This window comes from Streptomyces sp. NBC_00820, assembly GCF_036347055.1.
GTDB lineage: Bacteria > Actinomycetota > Actinomycetes > Streptomycetales > Streptomycetaceae > Streptomyces.
Genome location: NZ_CP108882.1, coordinates 7,049,817 through 7,071,575 on the forward strand (window position 1 = coordinate 7,049,817; position 21,759 = coordinate 7,071,575).

At 73.2% G+C, this 21,759-nt stretch carries 15 protein-coding genes and 1 pseudogene; 7 read left to right on the plus strand and 9 right to left on the minus strand.

Annotated elements, in window-relative coordinates; all coding sequences use genetic code 11:
• The first annotated feature begins 92 nt into the window (after window positions 1-92).
• Window positions 93-1,958, plus strand: coding sequence for a LuxR family transcriptional regulator AbsR2 (locus OIB37_RS31475; protein WP_330460997.1), 1,866 nt, complete (start codon window positions 93-95; stop codon window positions 1,956-1,958).
• Between the two features lie 12 nt (window positions 1,959-1,970).
• Here OIB37_RS31475 and OIB37_RS31480 read toward each other — a convergent pair whose 3' ends face one another.
• From OIB37_RS31480 to OIB37_RS31490, 3 genes are all read right to left on the minus strand, one after another.
• The gene (locus tag OIB37_RS31480) at window positions 1,971-2,564 is read right to left on the minus strand and encodes a DUF6817 domain-containing protein (RefSeq protein ID WP_330460998.1); all 594 of its coding nucleotides are present in this window, start codon (window positions 2,562-2,564) and stop codon (window positions 1,971-1,973) included.
• A 224-nt stretch (window positions 2,565-2,788) separates the two neighbouring features.
• Window positions 2,789-3,223 (minus strand): DUF6281 family protein, encoded by a 435-nt coding sequence (locus OIB37_RS31485; RefSeq protein WP_330460999.1) that lies wholly within the window; start codon window positions 3,221-3,223, stop codon window positions 2,789-2,791.
• Window positions 3,224-3,400: 177 nt separating this feature from the next.
• Window positions 3,401-6,013: a CHAT domain-containing protein gene (locus tag OIB37_RS31490; protein ID WP_330461000.1), complete on the minus strand. Its 2,613-nt coding sequence runs from the start codon at window positions 6,011-6,013 to the stop codon at window positions 3,401-3,403.
• 317 nt (window positions 6,014-6,330) lie between these two features.
• Between OIB37_RS31490 and OIB37_RS31495 the strand changes: the two genes are divergently transcribed.
• The 3 genes from OIB37_RS31495 to OIB37_RS31505 are packed head-to-tail and all read left to right on the plus strand — an operon-like array spanning window position 6,331 to window position 8,887.
• Window positions 6,331-7,755 carry a S8/S53 family peptidase gene (locus OIB37_RS31495; protein ID WP_330461001.1) on the plus strand — a complete coding sequence of 475 codons (1,425 nt, stop codon included), beginning with the start codon at window positions 6,331-6,333 and terminating at the stop codon, window positions 7,753-7,755.
• Window positions 7,752-8,390, plus strand: a complete 639-nt coding sequence (locus OIB37_RS31500) for an RNA polymerase sigma factor (protein ID WP_330461002.1) — start codon at window positions 7,752-7,754, stop codon at window positions 8,388-8,390. Before OIB37_RS31495 ends, OIB37_RS31500 begins: the two co-directional genes overlap by 4 nt.
• Before the next feature lie 5 nt (window positions 8,391-8,395).
• Window positions 8,396-8,887 (plus strand): hypothetical protein, encoded by a 492-nt coding sequence (locus OIB37_RS31505; protein WP_330462043.1) that lies wholly within the window; start codon window positions 8,396-8,398, stop codon window positions 8,885-8,887.
• 70 nt (window positions 8,888-8,957) lie between these two features.
• On the opposite strand, the pseudogene OIB37_RS31510 reads toward OIB37_RS31505, so the two are convergent.
• Both OIB37_RS31510 and OIB37_RS31515 read right to left on the minus strand, forming a co-directional pair.
• Window positions 8,958-9,748: pseudogene (locus OIB37_RS31510) on the minus strand (N-formylglutamate amidohydrolase).
• A 257-nt stretch (window positions 9,749-10,005) separates the two neighbouring features.
• Entirely contained in the window at window positions 10,006-12,222 is a 2,217-nt protein-coding gene (locus tag OIB37_RS31515; RefSeq protein ID WP_330461003.1) for an NADP-dependent isocitrate dehydrogenase, read from the minus strand.
• Window positions 12,223-12,435: 213 nt separating this feature from the next.
• Here OIB37_RS31515 and OIB37_RS31520 point away from each other — a divergent pair, with 213 nt between their 5' ends.
• Window positions 12,436-13,977 carry a M1 family metallopeptidase gene (locus tag OIB37_RS31520; protein ID WP_330461004.1) on the plus strand — a complete coding sequence of 514 codons (1,542 nt, stop codon included), beginning with the start codon at window positions 12,436-12,438 and terminating at the stop codon, window positions 13,975-13,977.
• On the opposite strand, the gene OIB37_RS31525 is transcribed toward OIB37_RS31520, so the two are convergent.
• The 4 genes from OIB37_RS31525 to OIB37_RS31540 all read right to left on the minus strand — a co-directional run bounded on the left by OIB37_RS31525 (window position 13,978) and on the right by OIB37_RS31540 (window position 18,576).
• The gene (locus OIB37_RS31525) at window positions 13,978-14,403 is read right to left on the minus strand and encodes a DUF4186 domain-containing protein (protein WP_330461005.1); all 426 of its coding nucleotides are present in this window, start codon (window positions 14,401-14,403) and stop codon (window positions 13,978-13,980) included.
• Window positions 14,404-14,623: 220 nt separating this feature from the next.
• Window positions 14,624-15,715 carry a mechanosensitive ion channel family protein gene (locus OIB37_RS31530; RefSeq protein ID WP_330462044.1) on the minus strand — a complete coding sequence of 364 codons (1,092 nt, stop codon included), beginning with the start codon at window positions 15,713-15,715 and terminating at the stop codon, window positions 14,624-14,626.
• A gap of 197 nt (window positions 15,716-15,912) precedes the next feature.
• Complete coding sequence (locus OIB37_RS31535) at window positions 15,913-17,448, minus strand: amino acid permease (protein WP_330461006.1); 1,536 nt, start codon at window positions 17,446-17,448, stop codon at window positions 15,913-15,915.
• A 123-nt stretch (window positions 17,449-17,571) separates the two neighbouring features.
• Window positions 17,572-18,576: a hypothetical protein gene (locus tag OIB37_RS31540; protein ID WP_330461007.1), complete on the minus strand. Its 1,005-nt coding sequence runs from the start codon at window positions 18,574-18,576 to the stop codon at window positions 17,572-17,574.
• Window positions 18,577-18,862: 286 nt separating this feature from the next.
• Between OIB37_RS31540 and OIB37_RS31545 the strand changes: the two genes are divergently transcribed.
• Window positions 18,863-20,293 (plus strand): FGGY family carbohydrate kinase, encoded by a 1,431-nt coding sequence (locus tag OIB37_RS31545; protein WP_330461008.1) that lies wholly within the window; start codon window positions 18,863-18,865, stop codon window positions 20,291-20,293.
• On the plus strand, window positions 20,290-21,693 hold the full coding sequence (locus OIB37_RS31550) for an FAD-dependent oxidoreductase (protein ID WP_330461009.1): 1,404 nt from the start codon (window positions 20,290-20,292) through the stop codon (window positions 21,691-21,693). Before OIB37_RS31545 ends, OIB37_RS31550 begins: the two co-directional genes overlap by 4 nt.
• Window positions 21,694-21,759 lie beyond the last annotated feature (66 nt).

The following is a 21,759-nucleotide window of genomic DNA, read 5'->3' on the forward strand; positions in this document are numbered from 1 at the left end:
GCAAGAATGCCGTCCAAGGGGAGGGCGGCACCTGAGTCGGGGGCTACTCAAGTCGCCCTGTATCAGAACTGAGTAGGCGCACTCCTGTTGATGTGACGACTTACGAACAGGACGCCAAGACGCTGGAACTGCCCTGGCCGTTCACCGGCCGGGAGGACGAACTGGAGCTGGTCCGCCGCTCGCTCACCGCTGGACGGCACGGCATCGTGGTGACCGGACCGGCGGGCTGCGGCAAGACCCGGCTGATCACCGAGGCGCTCCGGGGCACCGACCGCGCCCGGGTGACCGGCACCCCCGAGACCCGCGGACTGCCCTTCGCGGCCTTCGCCCACCTGCTGCCCGAAGCGGTCTCGCTGCACCGCGCGGTCCAGCTCCTGCGCGGCGTACGGCTTCTCGTCGTCGACGACGCCCATCTGCTCGACGAGGCCTCGGCCGCGCTCGTCCACCAGCTCGCCGCGCACGGCAGCACCCGGCTGGTCGTGGTGGCCGCGGACGGAGCTCCGGCGCCGGAGGCGGTGTCCCGGCTGTGGACCGGGGAGCTGCTGCCCCGCCTGCCGCTGGAGCCGCTGCCCCGCGAGGACACCGCCCAGCTCCTCGCCACCGCCGGCCTGGAACCCCTCACCGTGGCCCGCCTGCACCGGCTGTGCCGGGGCGATCTGCGGCTGCTGCGCGAACTGCTGGGCGCCCTGCGGGAGTCCGGGCGACTGCGCCGCGGCGCCGGCGGGGAGGAGTGGGCCTGGCGCGGTCCGGTCCCCGTCACCGCGACCGTACGGGGCCGTCTGTCCGCCGTGCTGGACCGGTCCGGACCCGGTGAACGCGAGACGCTCGACCGCCTCGCCTTCGCCGAGCCCCTGCCGGTCCCCCTGGACGATCTGGACCTGCGCGTGCTGGAGGAGCTGGAGACGGACGGGCTGATCCACGTCGACGACCGCGGCGGTGTCACCCTGGCCCACCCGCTGCACGGCCCCGTCCTGCGCGCCACCGCCGGACGGCTGCGGGCACACCGGCTGACGATGGCGCCGGACCGGTGCGGCCCCGCGCTGGAGGCCGAACGGACGGAGATCGTACGGCGCTGGGAGCTGGACCTGGTGACGGCCGTGCCGACCCCGGTGGGGGACTGGCTGCTGTCCGAGGAACTCCCGGTGCCCGCCCCCTACGCCGCCGTACGCGCGCGGTACGCCCGGCTGCGGGGCGAACTGCGGGAGGCGGCGGCCTGGGCGTGGGAGGGACTGCGGGGGGCACCGGGGGACACGGCCTGCGCGGCCGAATTCCGGCTCACATACGGGCAGTTGGGGGAGGGCGCCGGGGATGGCGGGGACGGCGGGGGCGGGGGCGGGGACGGGGTGTGGGCCGCGGCCGCCCGCGGCGACCTCGACGGCGCGGTTGCCGGCATCGCCGGGATCAGTGGGGACGCCGGGGGCACCAGCGGTGCCGGGGGCGCCGGGGACGACGTCTTCGCGCTCTACGACGCCGTGCGCCTCGGGTCGCCCGAGCGGGTCGCCGGACGGCTGCCGGCCCACGGGGTGTTCGCCCGGCACGCGCAGGCGCTCGTCCGGGCCGACGGACACGAGCTGGACCGGGTGGCCGAGGAGCTGGCGGAGCGCGGCTTCGTGCTCTTCGCGGCGGAGGCGTGCGCCCAGGCCGTGCGCGCCCACCGTGACCCGCGCGCCGCCCGGCTCTCCCGCACGCGCGCGGTCGCGCTGGCCCGGCGCTGCCAGGGAGCCCGTACCCCGGCCCTGTCCGGCCTCGTCCTCGGCGAACTGACCGCCCGCCAACGGCAGATCGTCACCCTCGCGGCTGCGGGCCTCAGCAACCGGCAGATCGCCGAACGCCTGACCCTGTCCGTCCGCACCGTCGGCAACCACCTGTACAGCGCCTACACCCGGCTCGGCGCCAGCGACCGGGGCGCGCTGCCCTGGCTGACGGATCCGGCGGAGGTGGAGGCGAGGTCGGCGTAGCGGACGCGCGGACTATCGGCCGAGTCGGCGCGAGCACGCCTCCCACGCCGTCGGCGACATCAGATCGCGCGCGCTGCGGAACAAGCGGTGCAGCGCGGGGCCGTAGCGGTCCGCCAGCTCGGCGTTGTGGGCGAACACGTCGAGTTCGTTAGCGGCCGTGATGTCGAGGAAGGCGCGCACGTCCGCGTCCGCGGGGACGTGCTCCCGGCCGGTGAAACGGTCACGGAAGACGACCGGCCGGGCGCCGTCGAAACGCGGGTACACGACCTCACGGTCACAGCTCGCGTAGAGGTGGACCAGCGCCTCCGCCCGCTCACCGATCAGCTCGGCCAGCGTGCCGCGCTCGGCGACGTCCAGGAGGGTCCGGTCGAACCCGTCCGTGCCGTATGCCGCGTGGCACAGCCCGGCGACCTGGACGGCAGGGTCGGCGCCCCACTCGTCCAGGACCCGTGCGACGCGGTTCAGGTGCTCCAGCAGTGTTCCCCCCGGGTGGGGCATCCCGGCCGCGCCTCGGACGCGCAGGAAGTACTGGATCCCGGGCGTCGACGCCGGACAACCGGGCCCGTCGTCCGCGGAGTTGTTCTCTGATGGGGCGAACGGTCGCATCAGACCTCCTCGTCGGCGCGGTGGCCGGCCGTGCCGGGTCGTATCAGGGTCGGGCCGGGCGGGGCTGTGCCGTGCCATGCCGTGCCGGGGCGGCGGCGTCGGTGTCGCGTCGCCGTTCAGGACGGCGGCCCAAGGCTAGCCGGTCATCGTTTCGCGCAGAGGGCTGATGACCGACAGCGGCAGGCGGGACTTCGCGGACACAGCCTTCCGATCCGCCGGACAGGTCACTTGCCTCGTGTCAGGGCCTTGACCTCCGGAGGCAGGCTGCCAGCGGGCTGGACGGCGAGGAGCATGACCTCGTCCGAGGTGTACCGCATCGCGATGGCGATACGTGGATCCAAGCCGTCGACGGTATAGGCCGTGGTCGGTTCGTGCCCTGCGGCATTGTCGTCGTGGCCCGGTGTGTCGTCGCAGGGCGGGAACTCGGCGGGGCCGAGTGCTTTGCCCACGGTGAAGTCGACGTTGGCCACCTGCGTATAGGTGCGTCCCCCGTACACGGCGGCGATCGCGCATGACCCTTCGGCCTCCCCGCCACCGCCCTGTGCTGAACAGGCGGTGGTCAGCGCGGCCACGACCATGACCATGCCCGAGTACAACGGCAGCCGCCGCGACCGCGTCGACATGTCGGCGTCGCGTCGGCGTGACATTCTGATTCGCATCAGTGGGCTCCTTCTGGAGCGTGCGCGCTCCGTCTCACCGGGTGCCGCGTAACCCATGGGGCGTGCGGGCCCCGGGCGCGTCTCCCGATCAGTTCATGACCATGACGGAGCTCGGGGCGAACCGGTTCGTTCCGCTTTCGGTGACTCGCCCTTCTCACATGATCCGAACGAGAGGCCCTATGCCGCGCCGAACGCCGCGAACGCCCAGCCCGTCGCCTGGTGGACCGCGTCCCCGGGCTGGGCCGCCCGGGCGTCGCGCAGCGCCTCGGCCAGGGAGAGGCCCGCGTCCAGGCCCTTGTGCAGGGCGAGCATGAGCGGGACCACGGCCGCGTCGTTCACCGGCGCGCTGCTGGCCACCACCCCGGCCGTGCCCAGGGGGAGCAACGCGGTGACGAGGCCGAGGAGTTCGTCGGCGCCCACCGAGGCCAGGCGGGCGGTGTCGCAGCTGGAGAGGATGATGCGGTAGGGGCTTCGGGTGAGACGCTCGAAGTCGTGGACGATGAGGGGGCCGTCGGCCATCCGCAGGGCGGAGAACAGGGGGCTGTCGGCGCGGAAGGTGCCGTGCGCGGCGAGGTGGGCGAGGGCCGCGCCGTCCAGTTCCGCCAGGACGCGCGGGACCTGCGCGGCCTCGCCCTCCAGCACGGTCGCGCCGGCGTCCCGGGCGGCGAGACCGGGTACCTCCGCGCCGCCCGTCGCGAGACCGGGGCCGCGTACCAGGACGTGCCGGCCGCCCGGCGGGGGCTCGGTCTCGCGGGCGCGCAGCCAGCTGCCCGCCGACGGGGAGACGCTGAGCACCCGGTCGCGCAGCGCGGGCAGCAGGGCCCACGGCACCCGGTGCAGCGCGCCCGGCGGCACGATCACCACCGGCCCGGAGCCGAGGTGGGCGGCCGCCCCGGCCAGCAGCAGCTCCTCCAGGCGCCGCCCGGCCGCGGCGACCAGCGGCAGCCGGGCCTCGCCGCCCGGGTGCGCCAGCCGCCGCAGCCCGGCCTGGACGTGCTCCGCCTCGGCCACCGCCTCGTCGAGCGCCCCGCCCGCGAACCGCCGTACCCGGCCGTGGGCACAGAGCAGGACGTGCACCCGCCCGTTCACCACGGCGAGTTCGACCAGCCGCGTCCCGCCGAGCCGGTCGAGCAGGCGGCCGGTGTCGAAGCGGTCGCCGCCGCCCGGGACGTCGCCGCGTATGTGGTGGGTGCGGGAGCGGATCTCCCGCTCCAGCCGCCGCTGTTCGCGTTCCAGCGCCGGCATCGGGCGGCCCTCGCCGCGTGCCGCCTCCGCGCGCGCGGCGATCTCCCGGTAGGCGGTGAGGCTGCCGAGGAGGACCGGGTCGGCGGGCGGCCGGGCGGGCGGTGCGGACAGTACGGTCGCCCGCCAGCGCTCGCTCCACTCCAGCAGCCGCCGGGGGCTGCCCTGGGCGAGGCTCGCCTCCTGCGCCAGCGCGGCGAGTTCGGCGCCCTGCGCGGTGGCGCGGGCCCGCAGTTCGGAGGCGCCGAGGGTCATCCGGTGGTCGTCGAGGACGTCCAGGCCCCGCCGGCACGCCTGCAGCACCCCGCGCGCGGAACCCGCCGACCGGGCCCGCAAGGCCTGTGCCGCCCAGCCCGTCATACGGGCCTGCGGAGGTCCGCCGCGGCGGCTGCGCGCGGCCGCAGCCAGGTGCCGTTCCGCGTCCTGCGGACGGCCCAGTGCGAGCGCGACACGCCCGGCGAGCAGCGAGGCCTCGGAGGCGGCGGGTGAGCCGAAGGAGGCCAGCCGCTCCGCCACCGCCGCCGCGTCGGCGACCAGACGGCCCGAGCCGCGCCCGGCCGCCCCGCGCGCCTCGGTCAGCACGAGCCGGGCGTGCGCCTCCCACCACGTCCGCCGCTGCCCCGCGAACAGTCGTACGGCGTCGGCCGCGCGGGCGATTGCGGTGTGCGGGTCGCCGGCCGAACGGGCGGCCAGTGCCGCGGCGAGCAGCAGTTCGGCCTTGCGTGTCGACTGGCCGCCGATCCGGTCCAGTTGCGCGATGGCCGTGTCCGCCTCGGTCAGTGCCTCCGGGGCGAGTCCGGCCGCCATCAGCACCTCGCACCGCCGGATGGACAGCATGAACGTCGGCGTGGCCAGCTTGGCGTACCGCTCCTCCGCCTCGTCCAGCAGGCGCAGCGCCGCCGGGATGTCCCCGGAGCGGAACGCGGCCAGGCCCCGGCTCTCCACCGCGTCCGCCTTGTCGTGCTCCTGGCCCGTGGTCTCCCACAGCCGTTCGGCCGCCGTGAAGTCCGCGTCGGCGCGGTCCACGGCGCCCACCGCCAGATGCACCGTGGCCCGCAGGGTCAGCGCCCGCGCGGTCCAGATGTCGTCCCCTGCCTGGCGCAGCACGGGCAGCGCCCGGCGTACGTCCTCCAGCGACTCCCGGTGCCGGCCCAGCACCCACCACACATAGGCCCGCCGGTACAGCACCCGCGCCCGGGTGTGTCCCGTGCCCCGTGCCACCCCGCGCTCGAAGGACACCAGTCCCTGCCGGGTGCGCCCGGCGTGCACCAGCGCGACCCCCAGCGTCGCCAGCACATCGGCCTCCCGCTCGGCCGACTCGGCGCGCGCGGAGAGGTCCCGGGCCCGGCGCAGATGGTTCAGCGCGGTCCGCATGTCGCCGAAGTCGCGCTCCCAGATACCGAGTACCTGATGGGCGACCCCGGCGTGCAGTGGTGACGCGCCGGCGCGCAGGATCTGCTCGGCGCGTGCCCGGGCCTCGGCCGGATCGGCGAAGACCATCGGCAGCAGCTCGAGTACCGGCTCGCTTCCCGCTGTCACTCCTCGCATGGTAGCGGCCTGCGCAGACCCGTCACACGGGTTCTCCGCCGTCCCGTTCATCCACGTCCGCCGTACCCGTCATCCGTGTCCGCCGTGTCCGTTGTGCGCACCCGCCGTACCTGTCATCCGTGTCCGCCGTGTCCGTTGTGCGCACCCGCCGTACCTGTCATCCGCGTCCGCCGTACCGGTCGTGCGGGTGTGTCCGACGTGCCGGCCACGCCGCCGTACCCGTCCTTTCGCTGTACGCGTCCCGCCCGCGGGATGTATCAATCGGTCGTCCGGCGACTCTGAACTGTCGGACGACCGGTTCCGGGGGAGGACACAGCATGGCACCACAACGATTCCACGAGCAGTTCGACCACATCCAGCGCCAGATGCCCGGCATCCCCCTCGCCATGGGCCCCGAGGACGCGGGGGAGTTCCTCTACGAGAGGGGTGTCGTCCTCGCGCGCGACGGCGAGGAGGCCCGGCTGGTCGAGGACACTGTGCGCACCCACTTCACCGAGACCCAGGGCCTGGTCCCCGACCACGTGCGCCGCACGGGGCCGCAGGCCAACCGCACCGGCGTCACCCGCATCCGGGTCGGCGACCCGGCCCAGGGCGACGACGTCGTCCCGCACGCACTGCGCGCGCTGCGGGAGGCCGAGGGCCGGCAGGGCCGCTCACTGCTCAGCCGCAACCACGTCGTGCACATCGCGGTCAACGCCTGTCCCGGCGACGAGCCGGTGCCCGTGCCGCGCGGCGAGTCCCCCAATCCCGCCGCCGCCGAGGGCACTTACGACCCCGACACCGCCGTCGGCGTCCTCGTCATCGACACCGGCCTCGTCCGCGACCACGCCTCCTACCCCCTCCTCGCCCGCGCCACAGGCGATCTCCAGGCCGTCGAGACCGACGCCGACGGGGTGCTGCGGCAGTACGTCGGCCACGGCACGTTCATCGCCGGGATCGTCGCCGCCGTCGCACCCAACACCGACATCACCGTGCGCGGCACGCTCAACGACGCGGGCGCCGTCCTGGAGTCCGAGTTCGGCGCCAAGCTGTTCGAGGCGGTCGACCGGGGCGGCTGGCCCGACATCATCAGCCTCTCCGCGGGCACCTCCACCGGCGGCACCGGCGGACTCCTCGGGCTCGACGCGTTCATGCGCGAACTGCGCGCGCAGCGAACCCTCTTGGTGGCCGCCGCGGGCAACAACGCCGCCGAAAGCCCGTTCTGGCCCGCCGCCTACGGGTCACTGCCCGGATACGAGGACAGCGTGCTCTCGGTCGGCGCGCTGCGCGGCGACGGAGAGTCCGCCGCCTGCTTCAGCAACCACGGTCCATGGGTGGCGGTCCACGCCCCGGGCGAGCGCCTCACCAGCGCCCTCACCGGCTTCGGCGCACCCGTGCCGTACATCTACCAGCACTCCACCTACGACGCCTGCCGGTTCGGCTTCGACTACGCCTGTACGTGTCAGTACCCGCGCCACACCGGGGTGTTGAGCGAGGCACGGGAGAGCACCGCGGCCAAGCCGGACCAGGTGATGTTCGACGGCCTCGCCCAGTGGAGCGGCACCTCCTTCGCCACCCCGGTCGTCGCCGCGATGGTCGCCGCCCACATGACGGCGCACCAGGAGCGCGACCCGCGGGCGGCGCGCTCCCAACTGCTGCGGTCCGTCACGGAGTCCGCCGAGGTGCGCGGGGAGCGCGTACCGGCGCTCAGGCCGCCGACCTGGCGCGCTGTTCCCGTCGCGATCACGGCGCAGCCCGCATGAGGGCCGGAACCCTCCCCTCCACGGCGTACGATGACGTGCCGTACACGAGGGGTGGAGCCGTGGACCGAGCAGAGGTCGGCGCGCTGGTCAGGTCGGCCGTCGACGGTGACGGGGCGGCCTGGAAGGCGCTGGTGGAGGGACTGAGTCCGCTGGTGTGGTCGGTCGTGCGCGCGCACCGGCTCTCGGACGCCGACGGCCACGAGGTATACCAGACCGTGTGGTTCCGCTTCGCCCAGCATCTCGGCCGGCTCCGGGAACCCGACAAGGCGGGCGCCTGGCTGGCCAGCACCGCCCGGCACGAGTGTCTGAAGGTGCTCAAGGGGCTGACCCGGCTGACGCTGACGGACGATCCGCAGATCCTCGACCGGGCCAGCGAGGAACGGACACCGGAGCAGTCGCTGCTCGACTCCGAGGAGGCGGCGGACCGCGCCGAGCGGGTCCGCAGGCTGTGGCAGGAGTTCGAACAACTCGGCGACCGGTGCAGGCAGTTGCTGCGCGTGCTGATGGCCTCACCGCCGCCCAGCTATGGAGAGGTGTCGGCCGCGCTCGGTATCGCGGTCGGCAGCATCGGGCCCCTTCGCCAGCGCTGTCTGCGCCGGCTGAGGGCCCGCCTGGACGCACGAGGGGCGGCGTGAACGCGATGGACGAGAACGACTACCCCCGCGAGGAGTTCTCCGCGGAGGACTTCGGCGGATCCGGTCCGGAGGACGGCCTGCTGGAGGAGGAGTTGCGCCAGGCGGCCGCCGTGCTCGACCCCGTCCCCGCCGGACTGCTCCAACTGGCCCTGGACGCCTACGCGTTGCACGACCTCGACGCCCGGATCGCCGAGCTGACCTTCGACTCGCTCGTGGACGCGCTGCCGGTCAGGGGCGTGCCGCAGGCCCCGCGCATGCTGACCTTCCAGGCCGGTGAGCTGACCGTCGACGTGGAGGTGACCGGCGACGGACTGATCGGCCAGCTGCTGCCCCCGGGCTCGGCGCGCGTCGAGGTGCTGGGCGGTCCGCAGACGGTCCGGCCGGTCCCGGTCGACACCCTGGGCCGCTTCACGAGTGACGCGCCGCCCACCGGCCCGTTCGCCCTGCGGCTGCGCACCGGCGGGGACGTGATCGTCACGGAGTGGCTGCGAGCCTGACCCCACCCGTCGTACGCCAGGCCGCCGTACGACGGTCCGCCGTACGACAGCTGGTCGTACGGCCGGAGGCCTACGCGGCGTCCACGAGCGCGGCCAGGGCGGCGGCGAGCCGTTCAGCCCCGGGCCGGCCTGCCCGCCGGGCTCCGTCATGTACGTGTCCCGCCGGATCTCCACCATGAGCGCGCTCACCCGGCGGTCCCGTCCGTAGTACTCCAACGGCACGTAGGTGCCGCTGAACGGGCTGTCCAGTCCCGTCTCCCCGCACCCCGCGAACGCGGCCAGGGCCGCCTCGCCCAGCCGGGGCGGCGTGTGGAAGCCGTCCGTACCGAGGCAGACGGCGGGGCGCGGTCCCTCGCCGTGCAGCTCGTACGGCAGCGGTTCGGCGGGATAGGAGTGCACGTCGATCACGACGGCCCGCCCGGTCGCCGCGAGCCGCCCGGCCACCGCCTCGGCCATGGCGCGCGCGTACGGCCGGAAGTACCGCTCGACCAGCGGCCCGGGGTCGGTGCCGGCGGCCCGCAGTTCCCCCTTGTGCGTGGTCCGCGTGTACACCGCCCCCATCCCCACGGCGAGCATCTCCTCCCGCTCGTCCGGGAACCGTTCGGGGTCCACCACCAGCCGCGAGAGCCGGTTCACGAACCGCCACGGCCGCGCCCCCGCGAGCCCGGCGGCCACCTCCGCGATCCGCGCGGTGTGCGCGTCGGTGATGTGGTCCAGTTCCCGCGCGAGCGCGTCGTCGTCGAGCACGATCCCCTCGCGCACGTCGTCGGGTATCGCCCGCGACGAGTGCGGGACGTGCAGCAGCACGGGCGAGTCGGCGTCACCGGGCAGAAGGGCGAAGGAGGACGGCGACGGCGACAGGGACGTGGACGGGTACGAGACGGAGGAGGGCACGGACGAGGAAGCAGACGAGGAAGCGGACGAGGACGTGGGAGGGACGGACACGGGCGGCTCCAGGGTCTTGGTGCGGGACATCAAGACGATCAAGGTGTCACACGGCACCGACAACGGGGCCGCGACGGTCGTCGCGGGACGACATGACTCCGCCCCGGCCGGGGAAGTCCCGGCCGGGGCGGAGTCGGAGCCGCGCCGTGGTGCTACGCGCCGCGGGCGTCAGTTCACAGGGACGCCAGCGTCTCGTTCCACGTGGCCGACGGGCGCATGATCGCGTCCGCCTTGGCCTTCTCCGGCTGGTAGTAGCCGCCGATCTCGGCCGGGGAGCCCTGGACCGCGTTCAGCTCCTCGACGATCTTCTGCTCGCCCGCCGCGAGGGCCTCGGCGAGCGGCGCGAACGCCTTGGCCAAATCGGCGTCCTCGGTCTGCCCGGCCAGCTCCTGCGCCCAGTACAGGGACAGGTAGAAGTGGCTGCCGCGGTTGTCGATGCCGCCGACACGACGGGTCGGGGACTTGTCCTCGTTGAGGAAGGTCGCCGTGGCGCGGTCGAGGGCGTCGGCGAGGACCTTGGCACGGGTGTTGCCGGTGGCCGCCGCGAACTGCTCCAGGGAGGGCACGAGCGCGAAGAACTCGCCGAGCGAGTCCCAGCGCAGGTAGTTCTCCTTGACCAGCTGCTGGACGTGCTTCGGCGCGGAGCCGCCGGCGCCCGTCTCGAACAGGCCGCCGCCCGCCATCAGCGGGACGACCGACAGCATCTTGGCGCTGGTGCCCAGCTCCAGGATCGGGAAGAGGTCGGTGTTGTAGTCACGCAGCACGTTGCCGGTCACCGAGATGGTGTCCTCGCCGCGGCGGATGCGCTCCACCGACAGCTTGGTGGCCTCGACCGGGGCCAGCACACGGATGTCCAGGCCCTCGGTGTCGTGCTCCGGCAGGTACTGCTGGACCTTGGCGATCAGGTTGGCGTCGTGGGCGCGGGTCTCGTCCAGCCAGAACACGGCCGGGTCGCCGGTGGCGCGGGCGCGGGAGACGGCCAGCTTGACCCAGTCGCGGATCGGGGCGTCCTTGGTCTGGCAGGCGCGGAAGATGTCGCCCTCGGCGACCGGCTGCTCGATCAGGACGTCGCCGGCCTGGTCGACCAGACGGACCGTGCCCGCGGCCGGGATCTCGAAGGTCTTGTCGTGGGAGCCGTACTCCTCGGCCTTCTGCGCCATCAGGCCGACGTTCGGCACCGAGCCCATGGTGGACGGGTCGTAGGCGCCGTTCGCGCGGCAGTCCTCGATCACGGCCTGGTAGACACCGGCGTAGGAGGAGTCCGGGATCACCGCGAGAGTGTCGTGCTCCTGACCGTCCGCGCCCCACATGTGGCCGGAGGTGCGGATCATGGCCGGCATGGAGGCGTCGACGATGACGTCCGAGGGCACGTGCAGGTTGGTGATGCCCTTGTCCGAGTCGACCATGGCGAGGGCCGGGCCCTCGGTCAGCTCGGCGTCGAAGGAGGCCTTGATCTCGGCGCCCTGGGGCAGGTTCTCCAGGCCCTTGAAGATGCCGCCCAGACCGTCGTTCGGGGACAGGCCGGCGGCGGCGAGGACCGCGCCGTACTTCGCGAACGTCTTCGGGAAGAAGGCGCGGACCACGTGACCGAAGATGATCGGGTCGGAGACCTTCATCATCGTGGCCTTCAGGTGCACGGAGAAGAGGACGCCCTCCTCCTTGGCGCGGGCGACCTGCGCGGCGAGGAACTCGTTCAGCTCGGCGACGTGCATGACGGAGGCGTCGACGACCTCGCCCGCGAGGACCGGCACGGAGTCCTTCAGCACGGTGGTGGTGCCGTCCTCGGCGACCAGCTCGATGCGGAGCTTGCCGTCCTCGGCGATGACCACGGACTTCTCGGTGGAGCGGAAGTCGTTCTCACCCATCGTCGCCACGTTGGTCCTGGACTCGGAGGTCCAGGCGCCCATGCGGTGCGGGTGGGTCTTGGCGTAGTTCTTGACCGAGGCGGGGGCGCGGCGGTCGGAGTTGCCCTCACGCAGGACCGGGTTCACGGCGGAACCCTTGATCTTGTCGAAGCGGGCGCGGATCTCGCGCTCCTCGTCGGACTTCGGGTCGTCCGGGTAGTCCGGCAGCGCGTAGCCCTTGGCCTGCAGCTCGGCGACGGCGGCCTTCAGCTGCGGGATGGACGCCGAGATGTTCGGCAGCTTGACGATGTTGGCCGCGGGGGTCTTGGCCAGTTCGCCCAGCTCGGCGAGGGCGTCCGGGATGCGCTGGTCCTCGTTCAGGTACTCCGGGAAGTGCGCGATGATGCGCCCGGCCAGCGAGATGTCGCGGGTCTCCACAGGCACACCGGCCTGCGCGGCGTACGCCTGGATCACCGGCAGGAACGAATGCGTGGCCAGGGCCGGGGCTTCGTCCGTGTAGGTGTAGATGATGGTCGAGTCAGTCACCGGGTGCTCCGCTCCACGTCTGCAACATTGCTCGACATCAAGATATCTCGTGGGCGAGGCGGGCTCGACAGGGGCCCGCGCCTGGGAATGCCGCGCTCTCGCAACCGATCTTCGCCTTTTGTGGTCATGACAAGCGATCGTCCTTGATCATGGACGACGCCCACTGACCCACGGCCGGACGTCCCCGTCCGGCAGCACGAGCGAAGGCGGACCATGAGATATCGCAGCAGAGTGACGGCTCCGGCGGCGGTCCTGTTCGGCACGGCGGCCGCACTGGCAGCCGGAGGCGCGGCCCCGGCCCAGGCGGCACCGACGGCCGGCCCGGGCCCGGAGACCCTGGGAGACCCCGTCTTCCCGTCGCTCGGCAACGACGGCTACCGGGTGAAGGCGTACAACCTGGACGTCTCCTACGACGCCACGACCAAGCTGGTCTCCGCGACGGTCACCATCACCCTCACCGCCACCCAGGACCTGACCCGCCTCTCGCTCGACGCCCTCGGCCTCAACATCACCTCCGCGACCATCAACGGCCTCGGGGCCGCCCGGGCACAGGTGGGCGAGAAGCTGCGGCTCATACCCGCCAACACGCTCCCGGCGCAGACGGACGCGACCGTGGTCGTGAAGTACACCGTCGACCCGCGCGCCACCCTCGCGCACACCGCCTGGGTCCCCACCCCGGACGGCTTCGCCACCTGCCCCCAGCCGAACTCCGCGCACACCGTCTTCCCGTGCAACGACCACCCCTCGGACAAAGCGGACTTCACCTTCCGCATCACCGTCCCGAACGGTGTGCGAGGCGTCGCGAACGGCGTGCTCACCGGCACGGAGACGCTGTCCGGCGGGCGTACGGCGTACTCGTACCACTCGCTCTCCCCGATGGCGACCGAACTGGTCCAGATCACCGTCGGCGACTACGTGGTCAAGAACCGGCAGGGCCCCAGCGGCCTGCCGCTGCGCGACATCGTCCCCACGGCCCGCGCCGCCGCCCTGGAGCCGTCCCTGGCCCTCACCCCGGGCCAGCTGACCTGGGTGGAACAGCGCCTCGGCGCCTTCCCGTTCGAGACGTACGGCCTGCTGCCGTGCAACTCCGACGACGCGAACGCCTTCGACTTCACCGGCCTGGAGACCCAGACCCTCACGCTGTACAAGCCGGGCTTCCTGCTCCAGTCCGAGCAGAGCATCGGCTCGCACATGATGCACGAGCTGGTCCACTCCTACTTCGGCGACATGGTCAGCCCCGGCACCTGGGCCGACCTGTGGATCAACGAGGGCCACGCCGACTACTACGGGCTCCTGTACCGCTACGAGCGGGGCTGGGCCGACTCCCTGGGCCTGACCACCATGGAAGCCCGGATGCGGGACACCTACGCCCGCGGCGACCAGTGGCGCCACGACTCCGGCCCGGTGGCCTCGCCCAACGAGACCAACCTGTTCGACAGCCAGCGCTACCTCGGCGGCGTCCTCGTCCTGTACGCCTTCCAGCAGCTGGTCGGCGCGAGCACCTTCAGCACGGTCGAGCGCGCCTTCCTCGACCGCTTCCGCGGCACCTCGGCGACCACCGACGACTACATAGCCGTCGCCTCGGAGATCACCGGCACCGACCAGTCCGGCTTCCTGCGCGACTGGCTCTACGGCACGAAGACCCCGCGCATGCCCGGACACTCCGACTGGACGGTCACCCCGGTCGGCTCGTCCCTGGCGGCCCCGCACAGCCTGCGCGGCGGCCACCGGCACGAGAACTCGGCCACGCTCTGATCAACCGCGGCGGGCGGGGCCGGCTCCGGCGTCGCCCGTCATCTCCCGCTCGATCCACCTGAGGATCACGTCCACCACGTACAGATGCTCCGCACGGCTCAGCTCCCGCCCCTTGGGGATGTCGTGCCATCGCTGGAGACAGGTCCGGCAGCAGGTGGCGGTCGCGTGCTGGGCGACGAAGACGGGATGGCCCCGGTACGGCGTCTGCTTGCCGTCCTTGTACGGCTCGGCCGGGGCCAGTCGCCTGGCGATCAGGTCGTAGGCGTGCCACCGGATCGTGGCGGGCCCCTTCAGCTCGGCGGTCGCCCGGTCGCGTCCTCGCAGGTGGAACTTGGCCCGGAAGGGATGCCGGCCGATCGCGTCGAGCCGGGCGTCGAGCGAGCGGGGCGTACGGGCGGGGAGCTGGGGGTCCGGGGGAGTGGTCATACCGCTTCGAGCGTACGTCGAGGTCGTACCGTCCCGATGACGGACGACCTCGGATCCCGTCCCGTACGCCCTGGGCGCGCCCCCCGTACGGCGCGCCCCCCGTACGACGCGCCCCCCGTACGTCGCGCCCCCCGTACGTCGCGCCCCCCGTACGTCGCGCCCCCCCGTACGTCGCGCCCCCCGTACGTCGCGCCCGCCCGGTGCGGCGGCCGGAGCAGGCCTAGTCGGCCAGGGCCGCGCCCGGCGCCAGGTCCTCCGAGCCGCGCTGATGCGGTATGACTATGGCCCCCTGCTGGAGGGAGACCGTCCGGGTCGGGGCCGGGATGCTGATGCCCTCCTCCCGGTAGCGGCGGTGCAGGCGCTTGACGAACTCGTGCTTGATGCGGAACTGGTCGCTGAACTCGCCGACGCCGAGGATCACCGTGAAGCCGATGCGCGAGTCGCCGAAGGTGTGGAAGCGGATCGCGGGCTCGTGCTCCGGGACGGCACCGGTGATCTCGGTCATCACCTCGGTGACCACCTCCGCCGTCACGCGCTCGACCCGGTCGAGGTCGGAGTCGTAGCCCACCCCGACCTGCACCAGGACCGTCAGCTGCTGCTCGGGCCGGGTGAAGTTGGTCATGTTGGTCTTCGCGAGCTGGCCGTTGGGGATGACCACCAGGTTGTTGGACAGCTGCCGGACCGTCGTCTGGCGCCAGTTGATGTCCACGACGTAGCCCTCCTCGCCGCTGCTGAGCCGGATGTAGTCGCCCGGCTGCACGGTCTTGGAGGCGAGGATGTGGACGCCCGCGAAGAGGTTGGCGAGGGTGTCCTGGAGGGCCAGCGCGACGGCGAGGCCGCCGACGCCCAGGGCGGTGAGCAGGGGCGCTATCGAGATGCCGAGCGTCTGGAGCATCACCAGGAAGCCGATCGCGAGGACCAGCACACGGGTGATGTTGACGAAGATGGTCGCCGAGCCCGCCACGCCCGAGCGGGACTGGGTGACCGTGTGGACCAGGCCGCCGATCACCCGCGCCGCGGACAGCGTCACCACGAGGATCAGCCACACCTCCAGGGCCAGGTGGACGTCGCGCTGCACGGTCTTGGTCAGTGGCAGCGCCACCGTGGCCGCCGCCGCGCCGCTCGCGATCGACGCCCACGGGACGACGGAGCGCAGCGCGTCCACGATGACGTCGTCACCGGTCCAGCGGGTGCGCTTGGCGTGTTTGGCGAGCCAGCGCAGCACCGTGCGGGAGAGGAAGGCCAGCACGAGGCCCGCGGCCAGCGCGATGCCGGCGAGGACGAGGTCGTCCAGGGTCAGGTCGCGGGTCAGGGCATGGCTCACCGCGCACCTCCGGGCCGCGAAGCGGTTGCGTGGAGCCTGATGTGATGTCTCGTCACGATGTCACCTGCTCGATCTCCGGGATATGCGAACGCGCCGCCCGCCGGATCGGCGGCGGTCGGCGCGTTCACTCATCCTGCCGTATCCGGGAGGGCGGTTCGTACCGGACCGGCGTCAGGATGCGCTGTTCAGACGATTCCCTCCGCGAGTTCGGCCTGATCGCGATCGTCGCCGTAGGCGGCGGTGGCGGGCGTGCCGTACGAACGGCGGGCGACGTACCACCAGACGCTGGCCAGCAGCAGGACGACGGCGAGGGCCACCACCGCGTAGTTCATGGTGTCGGCGGTGACCGGCGAGGACTGCGGCAGACAGAACAGGACCGTCACACACGCCACCCAGACCACCGCGATCCAGCCGACCGGCCTGCTCCACCGGCCCAGGCTCCAGGGGCCCGGCTGGAAGCGGTCGCCGGCGCGCAGCCGCAGCAGGACGGGGATGGCGTACGCCGGGGTGATGCCGATGACGTTGATGGCGGTGACCGCGCCGTACGCCGTCGCCGAGTACAGGGACGGCAGGGTGAGGACGCCCGCGACCACGACCGACAGCCACACGGCGGCGACCGGGGTCTGGGTGCGCGCGCTGACCTTGCGCCACAGGTGCGAGCCGGGCAGCGCCCCGTCCCGGCTGAACGCGAACACCATGCGGCTGGCGGCGGCCACCTCGGCGTTCCCGCAGAACAGCTGGGCGACGATCACGACGAGCAGCAGCGCGCTCGCGCCACCGGTGCCGAGCCCGTCGAGCAGGATCTGCGCGGGCGGCACGCCGGTGGCGGTGGTGCGCGTGCCGTCGTAGTCCTGGATCGCGAAGGTCAGCCCGGCGAGGAGCACGAAGCCGGCGATCCACGACACCCAGATGGACCGTACGATGCCCTGCGCCGCCGACACCGAGGCGTTGGAGGTCTCCTCGGAGAGGTGGGCGGAGGCGTCGTAGCCGGAGAAGGTGTACTGGGCGAGCAGCAGGCCGATCGCCGCCACGTAGACCGGATTCGACCAGCCGGTCTCGTTGACGTACTTGGTGAACACGAAGGACGCGGACTGGTGGTGGTCGGGAACGATCGCCAGCGCGCCGACGATCAGCGCGACACCGGCCAGGTGCCACCACACGCTGACGGAGTTGAGCAGGCTGACCAGGCGGACACCGAACAGGTTCAGCACGGCGTGCAGCAGCAGGATGCAGCAGAAGATCAGCATCGTCTTGCCGGGCGTCGGCTCGAAGCCCCACTGGAGATTGGCGAAGGCCCCGGTGAACAGGGCGGCGCCGTAGTCGATGCCGGCGATCGCGCCCAGCAGGCCGAGCAGGTTCAGCCAGCCCGTGTACCAGCCCCAGCGGCGGCCGCCGAGCCGGTCGGCCATGTAGTACAGGGCGCCGGAGGTCGGGTAGGCGCTGGTGACCTCGGCGAGCGCGAGACCGACGCACAGCACGAACAGGCCGACGCCCGCCCAGCCCCACAACATCACGGCGGGACCACCGGAGTTGAGGCCGAAGCCGTACAGGGTCATGCAGCCGGACAGGATCGAGATCACCGAGAAGCTGATCGCGAAGTTGCCGAAGCCGCCCATCCGGCGGGCCAGCACCGGCCGGTAGCCGAGTTCGCGCAGCCGCTGCTCCTCGTCGTGCTGCGGTACGCCGGACGACGGCGCCGCCCGGTCGGGGGTGGGGGACATGCGGAAACCTCCGGGAATCTTGCGGGTTGGGTCATCAGGGGGGTGGCAAGCGGGGTGGCACGGTGGTGTCAGGGGGCAGGAGGGCGGTGTCAGGGGGCGGGGGTCCGGGCGGCGGAGGGGATGTCAGGGGCCGGTGGCGGAGTCCTCCGAGGCCGCCAGGCAACGGGCTCTCGCCTGTGCGAAGACCTCCACGGCACGACCGTGGTCGGGGGTGCGGTACATCCAGGGCGGCGGTGTGAAGTACGGGCCGATCGCGTCGAACACGCGGGCCGCGTCCGGAAAGCGGAGCGCGCCCCACAGCGCGTGGGCCAGGTGGTTGAGGTCCAGCAGGGAGCGTTCGGCACGGTACGAGTGCTCGAACCAGGAGTGCAGCGCGCGCCGCGCCTCCCGGGTCGCGTCCTCGGCCACCCAGTGCAGGTCGAGTGCCGCGTCGAGCCCGCCGCCGCGCCGGTAGCGCTCGACCCGGACGTACAGCGGCAGCAGGTGCAGGGCGGAACCGGGCGGAGCCGCGCCGGCCGCCCACTGCGCGTACCCCGCGGCCTCCGCGAGCCGGCCCGAGGAACCGCCGCGCGCGTACAGGAACTGCAGCACGCGGTGGTGGGCCTCGCGGTTGTGCGGGTCGCGCTTGTCGGCCTCGGCGAGCAGACCCCACGGGCCCGTCGGCAGCATGGGCTCGGGCGGCGCTTCCCGGTGCTCCTGCCGCTGCCGCTCCGGATCCAGCCGGGCCAGCGCCAGCAGACAGATCCAGGGCACGGGGTCCGCCGGGGCGAGCCGGGCGGCGGCGTGGGCCACGTCGCGGGCCTCGTCGACCAATTCGCCTGCAGTGGCGTGCTGTTCGCGTTGCGCCCTCAGTGCCCGCTCCACCCCCACCCTGGCGTGCATCACCGCCGCCGGCACGCTGTGCGGCTCCTCCGCGAGCCAGGCCCGCACCACGTCGGTGCCGGCCGCGGCGGCCGCGAGGACCTGGGTGCGCTGGGTCCACTGCCACCAGGTCGCGGTGTCCGCGAGCAGGCCGCGCATGGCCATCCAGCGTCCGGTGCGCAGATCCTGCAGCGCGGCGCGCAGCGCGGCGTCGTGACCGGCGGGATCGTAGGCGGGACGTGGGGGACGCGCTCCTTCTCTGGCCATCAGCCGCCCGCCCCGATTCGCGCGTGGACGGGCAGGACGGCGGAACGAGGTGGCAACTGCGCTCCCCTGAAACGTGGTTGAGGGATCTTGATCCGGGACGGCGGTCACTATAGGGGGTGTCGTTTCCGGCTTTCCATGGTCAACTCCAGCTTTTGTGCGCTCAGTTGGTCCTCGGCCGGGCGCTTGACGCCGGACCCGGCCGACGGCAGGCTGTGCGCGGTGATCTTCGGAGGGCCGGTGGACCGGCCCGCGGACCGGCCGGTGGACCGGCCTCGGGGAGGAAGCGATGACGGGGCCGGTGCTCGCCGTCGACCAGGGCACGTCCGGCACCAAGGCCCTCGTGGTCTGTCCCGAACGCGGCGTCATCGGCGCCGGTTTCGCCGCCGTGCGACCCCGCCACCTCCCCGGTGGCCTGGTCGAGGCCGACCCGGAGGCGTTGTACGCCTCGGTGCTCGACGCCGGTCACCAGGCCCTCGCCGAAGCGGCCGAGGACGTCGTGGCGCTCGGCCTCGCCAACCAGGGCGAGACCGTCCTCGCCTGGGACCCGGTGAGCGGCCGCCCGCTGACCCGGGCCCTGGTGTGGCAGGACCGGCGGGCCGAGCCGATCTGCACCGAACTCGCCTCGCACGCGGATGAGTTGCGGGAGCTGACCGGACTTCCCCTGGACCCCTACTTCGCCGCGCCCAAGATGGCCTGGATCCGCCGCCACCTCACCCGCGAGGGCGTCGTCACCACCTCCGACGCGTGGCTGGTCCACCGCCTCACCGGCGCCTTCGTCACCGACGCCGCCACCGCCGGCCGCACCCAGCTCCTCGACCTGGACCACGCCACCTGGGCGCCCCGGGCCCTGGAGGCGTACGGACTCTCCGGCGAACGGCTTCCCGAGGTGGTCGCCAACGCGCAACCGGTCGGCACCACCACGGCGTTCGGAGCCGAGATCCCGCTCACCGGCCTCGCGGTCGACCAGCAGGCCGCGCTGCTCGCCCAGAGCGTCACCGGGCCGGGCGGCGCCAAGTGCACCTACGGCACCGGCGCGTTCCTGCTCGCGCACACCGGTGACACACCCCGGCGCGGCACCTCCGGCCTGGTCAGCTGCGTCGCCTGGCGGCTCGCCGGAAACACCAGTTACTGCCTGGACGGACAGGTCTACACGGCCGCCTCCGCCGTGCGCTGGCTGACCGACCTCGGCGTCATCTCCTCCGCCGCCGACCTCGACCCGGTCGGCAACGCCGTCCCCGACAGCGGCGGCGTCACCTTCGTCCCCGCCCTCGCCGGACTCGCCGCCCCCTGGTGGCGCGGCGACCTGCGCGGCTCCCTGACCGGGCTCGGCCTCGACACCGGGCCGGGACACCTGGTGCGCGCCCTGTGCGAGGGCCTCGCGGCCCAGGTCGTGGAGCTGGCCGAGGCCGTCGCGACCGACCTCGGCACCCCGCTCGACGCGCTGCGCGTCGACGGCGGCCTCACCCGCTCCGCCCTCCTCATGCAGACCCAGGCCGACCTCCTGCAGCGCCCCGTCGAGGTCTCCGCCCTCCCCGACGCCACCGCACTCGGCGTAGCGGCCCTCGCCCGCCTCGGCGCGGACCCCGCGCTCGGCACCGCGGACGCCCTGCCCGACTGGAAGCCCGCCGCCGTGTACGAACCCCGCATCCCGGCCGACCGGGCCGCCGAACGCCTGGCCGGCTTCCGCACCGCGGTCGCCGCACTGCTCGGCTCATGACCGTCACCGCCGAGGGGCCACTGCCCGAGCGGACGTACGACGTGGCGATCGTCGGCGCCGGGGTCGTCGGCTGCGCCATCGCCCGCGAACTCGCCCGCCACCCCCGCCTGGGCGTCGCCCTGATCGACGCCCAGGACGACGTCGGCCAGGGCACATCCAAGGCCAACACCGCGATCCTGCACACCGGTTTCGACGCGAGCCCCGGCTCCCTGGAAGCCCGGCTGGTCCGCGAGGGCTCCCGCCTGCTGGCCGCCTACGCCACCGAGTCCGGCATCCCCGTCGAGGAGACCGGAGCCCTCCTCGTCGCCTGGGACGAGGAGCAGCTCGCCGCGCTGCCCCGCCTCGCCGAGAAGGCCGAGCGCAACGCGTACACCGACACCCGGCTCCTGGGCGCAGGCGAGCTGTACGCCCGCGAACCCCACCTCGGACCCGGCGCGCTCGGCGCCCTGCACGTGCCCGGCGAGAGCATCATCTGCCCCTGGACGACGACCCTCGCCTACGCCACCCAGGCGGTCCGCGCGGGCGTCGACCTGCACCTGAACACCCACGTGACACAGGCGAGCCGGGAAGCGGACACGCACACCCTGACCACCTCCCGCGGCACCCTGCGCTGCCGCCTGCTGGTCAACGCGGCCGGACTGCACGCCGACACCCTCGACCGGGCGCTCGGCCACGACGACTTCACCGTCACCCCGAGGCGCGGCCAGCTCATCGTCCACGACAGGCTCGCCCGCCCCCTCGTCCGGCACATCCTCCTGCCCGTCCCCACCGCCCTCGGCAAGGGCGTCCTGATCGCCCCCACCGTCCACGGCAACGTCCTGCTCGGCCCCACCGCCGAGGACCTGGACGACAAAGGGGCCACCGACTCCACCGCCGAAGGACTCGCCCTCCTGCGGGAGAAGGGTGCCCGCATCCTGCCCGCGCTGCGGAATCAGGAGGTCACCGCCGTCTACGCCGGGCTGCGCGCGGCCACCGAGCACGAGGACTACCGCATCACCGCCCACCCCGGGCAGGCCTGCGTCACCGTCGGCGGCATCCGCTCCACCGGTCTCACCGCGTCTCTGGCCATCGCCGCGCACGTAGTCGCCCTGCTGACCGACACCGGTCTGGACGCGGGCCCCGCCCAGGACCTCCCCCCGGTGCGCATGCCCGACCTCGGCGAGACCTCCCCACGCCCCTGCCGCCGCCCCGAACTCGTCGCCGCCGACCCGGAGTACGGCACCCTCGTCTGTCACTGCGAACACGTCTCCCGAGGCGAGATCCGCGACGCCCTGACCAGCACGATCCCGCCGCGCACGCTGGAGGGTCTACGACGCCGCACCCGGGCCCGCGCGGGACGCTGCCAGGGTTTCTACTGCGGCGCGGCGGTACGGCAGTTGTTCGAGGAAGCGGGCGGATGAGGGATGAGGGGATGAGGGGGGAGACGGGAGTGTGCGGCGCGGGTGGTCTCGGCGCGTACCGGGGCG